The sequence below is a fragment of the Vibrio sp. VP6 genome (assembly GCF_028823755.1).
In the GTDB taxonomy this organism is placed as follows: domain Bacteria; phylum Pseudomonadota; class Gammaproteobacteria; order Enterobacterales; family Vibrionaceae; genus Vibrio; species Vibrio parahaemolyticus.
Window position 1 is genome coordinate 1 of the sequence record NZ_JAPEID010000094.1, and the last position, 3578, is coordinate 3578.

Annotated in this window: 4 protein-coding genes; all 4 read right to left on the reverse strand. The window is 38.2% G+C overall.

Annotated elements, in window-relative coordinates; translation table 11 throughout:
* Positions 1-49: 49 nt before the first annotated feature.
* On the reverse strand, positions 50-721 hold the full coding sequence (locus OU793_RS23765; RefSeq protein WP_274647876.1) for a hypothetical protein: 672 nt from the start codon (positions 719-721) through the stop codon (positions 50-52).
* 631 nt (positions 722-1352) lie between these two features.
* On the reverse strand, positions 1353-1697 hold the full coding sequence (locus tag OU793_RS23775; RefSeq protein WP_044128762.1) for a hypothetical protein: 345 nt from the start codon (positions 1695-1697) through the stop codon (positions 1353-1355).
* 147 nt (positions 1698-1844) lie between these two features.
* Positions 1845-2807, reverse strand: coding sequence for a DUF4145 domain-containing protein (locus OU793_RS23780; protein WP_009696102.1), 963 nt, complete (start codon positions 2805-2807; stop codon positions 1845-1847).
* Between the two features lie 162 nt (positions 2808-2969).
* Entirely contained in the window at positions 2970-3377 is a 408-nt protein-coding gene (locus OU793_RS23790) for a GFA family protein (protein WP_045587971.1), read from the reverse strand.
* Between the last annotated feature and the right edge of the window lie 201 nt (positions 3378-3578).

A 3578-nucleotide genomic window follows, 5' to 3' on the forward strand; every position in this document is an offset into this window, starting at 1 on the left:
GAGTATATTCATGCGCATCTGTAAAAAGTGTCGCACTTCAAACTTGATACTAAGAGCGTGTTTTTTGCTCCGCGACTTCTTCTGCAGACTTTTTTTTAGCCTCTTCAATTAACTCTTTTAGAGCTAATTGTATGTCTTGTTGAAAAGCAACATAATCGTCGTAAACTGGTCCATTATAGGGTAATTCAGGGTTTCTTCTATTTTCCTTGTGGTACGAAATGTGCCATTGAGTGAGGCATAATACTTCGTAAAAAGACGCCAAACGGTCAAACCATAATTTCCTATGTTTAACATCAATGGAGCTAGGGTTAAGGAAATATGCTTCTGACGCCTCAATGTTCTTTTTAGTTAAGTTTTCAATACTAGCGTTTATATCCTTTACATAATGATGAATTAACTGATAAGAACGACGCTGAGATGAACTTAGCTCACTCACCACTTCCTTATAATAATTGTCAAATATATAAGAGCCAACTGGTAAAGGCATTGTTCCAGAGTGAATCATGTGTACATTCATCTCCAGTTTATGGCGAGTAATTGCTATTGCAGACTCAAGTGAAGTTTCTATATCTTGTAGCTCTTTGAACAAAGCCCTTTTAGTTTGACACTTATTAATACGATATTTGATATATACAACTAACTGACCAAGCAATAAAGCGACAGCAGCAGAAATTAGTGCAATTATTAGCTTTTCGTCAGCTAACACATGATTTACTTCCATTCGATTATCTCAAATTTATCTTCATAGCTTATAACGCCCTGCTAAGGGGTGAGCAATGCACTACAAAAGCTACCGCACACCGCCTGAATCACGAAACCCACCGCATGCCAAAAATGCCACGCATTGCGAATCCCGCTTAAGCAGTTTGTTAGCTTAAATTTCAACGCCTTAGATTTACCAAACCTGAGATTAACTCGATTTAGGAAACCGGCAAACCACTTAAGTTTTAAAACCCAAATTGGCTCAAACTATGTGGAATTTCATGCAATTTGAAAACCCGAAAATTTTAATAAATCATTTTCGGAAAACTCAGTGCGAACACAAAACTTCCAAAGCGACTTTGCGCCAAACTGGCTAACCTCGCGCAACCCCAAAACTCAATTGAGGCAAGCGCTCAAAACTCGCATTGGCAAACAATGCTGATTTGCCGATAAACCGAAACGAATTGCCTAAGGAAGAAAGAAAAGACCACAACCAATTGATTTTAATTGTTTTAAGCTAACGCCCAATTAAGGGGTGAACAACGCCTCCACCCAAAACTAAGGCATTGTGCCATAAACACCAAATTTGAAGTAGAAGCAAAAATGCCAAGCGTTGTGAATCCCTCTTAAATTGATTGTTATGTGCAAACTCAAAACTCAGAGTAACGTAGCCTTGGTTTTGGGCTAAAATACACAAGAAAGTCATTGTTCTCTGCGCCTTTAGAGAAATAAACTCTTAAAACTTTTTCTGAACCCCATGTTTGGAAAGCAATTGAAGATACATTTTCTTTATATACATCAAAAACAACCACGTCATCCTGCACCAATTTTACGCTTACGGAACAGTTATAAAATGGTGAATGAGTAAAGATTAAGCTATCTCCATTATCGTATTGCATGATAAATGAGAATAGTCCCTCATCATGACTGTACTCTTCAGAGCAACCAAAGCCTCTTTCAAAAAAATCCAATTCATCTGGAAATTCATAATTCAAGTGTAGAACCTCTTATCATTGAACTGCACATAACGCCCTGTTAAGGTGTGAGCAACGCAATACCAAAGCCTCCGCATACCACCTAAAACACTGAACGCAACGCACAGTAAAAATGCCACGCGTTGCGAATCACTCTTAAACAGATTGTTAGTTTTCATTTGTCAGAATACATCGAATTAGTTTTGCGAATGCTATATCGATATCTTTTGAACAAATTGACTCTATTTGCGATAAGTTATAAATAGACTCCTTTTGGCTCTTAGCAATCGGGTAACCACTAACTTTTGGATACATATCATTTAGTTTTAAACAAAGCTGATCATAATAAAATTCAGTTATATGACCCGAAAGATAAAATCGTCTGGCTACAGATATAGCTAGAAAAAAACTGCCTGATTTTAGGTATGCTAAACACAACTTGTCGATAACAAGTAGTAATTCATCATAACATTTTAGAGAACTGGACACCCAATACTCATGAGATAAAGACCTATTTAGGCTTTGTTGTAACCTCAATGGCTTTGGAAAATGTCCTCTATATACAGTTTCATCTATATCATTGTTTCTAAATGCCTGTACATATTTTAAGTAGAACCTTTTCGATGATTCAATGTCACATTCAATGTCTCCCAACCAAGCAATGTAGTTGTTCAGGACAGTTAAACGTTGATGCGGCTGTAAGCAGCTAAAAATCGTTGATGTGTTTTCGGTACTTTGCATACCGTTAATTTTGAAATACTCGAAGATCAATGATGTACATAATGAAGATAAGCAATTAAACGAAGATCGTAACTCTTCATCTGTAATATTTCCATGCTCAGAAGCATGGGCTCCTTTATTTCCGGTTAACCTCAAATTGTGTAAGTTCTCGTAAAAACCTGGTTCAAATGAGCTAGTCTCACGAATCAACTCAATTTTTTGATAAACAGATAATTTAGACCACTTTTCATAAATGACCATTTCAGAAACAAACTGAAAGAATAAATGCTCCAATAACAGTTCGATACAGCTTCTGACTGCAACCGCACGGTATTGCCGTTTTGTTGCAACATCGGCTACATCAACTAAATAACTTTCCTTTAAATTCTCTGGAAATAAGATGTTTTCCACTATATCTCTCCTGAAAACTAACGCCCTGCTAAGGGGTGAGCAACGCAATACCAAAGCCGCTGCAAACCACCTTAATCACTAAAAACAACGCATTGTAAAAATGCCACGCGTTGCGAATCCCTCTTGAGCAGTTTGTTATGCAACAAGCTCAAAGGTGTACGCCTAACCTTCACGCCCCTCTGTGAACACAGGTAATTTAGGGTCTAGGTGACACCAATTTGCCTTATACACTGTGTAAATTTGGGCATCTACTTTTACTGGTATATCGTCGTCGAACGTGGAGATAGCTAACTCTATTTCATCATTAGTTGAACCTTTAACACGGAAGCCTAAACTCGAACCACATTCGTAGCAGAAAGTTCGAGTAGTACCATTGGATGCAACGAACTCTTTTAGCAATTGCTCGCCTGAAAGCCACTTTAACCCTCGCACTCCGACCAAAGTTCCAAAAGCTGCACCATGAAATTTACGACACATTGAGCAATAACAGTTTGCCGCTTTTTCACTGAAACCATTAACAGAAAACCGGATGCCTCCGCACAAACAAGAACCTTTATATGTCTTACTCATCTTAAGCTTCCTCCATGTTGCATAACGCCCAGTTAAGGGGTGAACAACGCAATACCGAAGCCGCTGCATACCGCCTTAAACACTAAAACCAACGCATAGTAAAAATGCCACGCGTTGTGAATCCCTCTTGAACTGTTTGTTAGGCTACTTGGATTCAAGTACGAAGTGCGACACCTCTGAACATAAAAACAGTGAAATGCG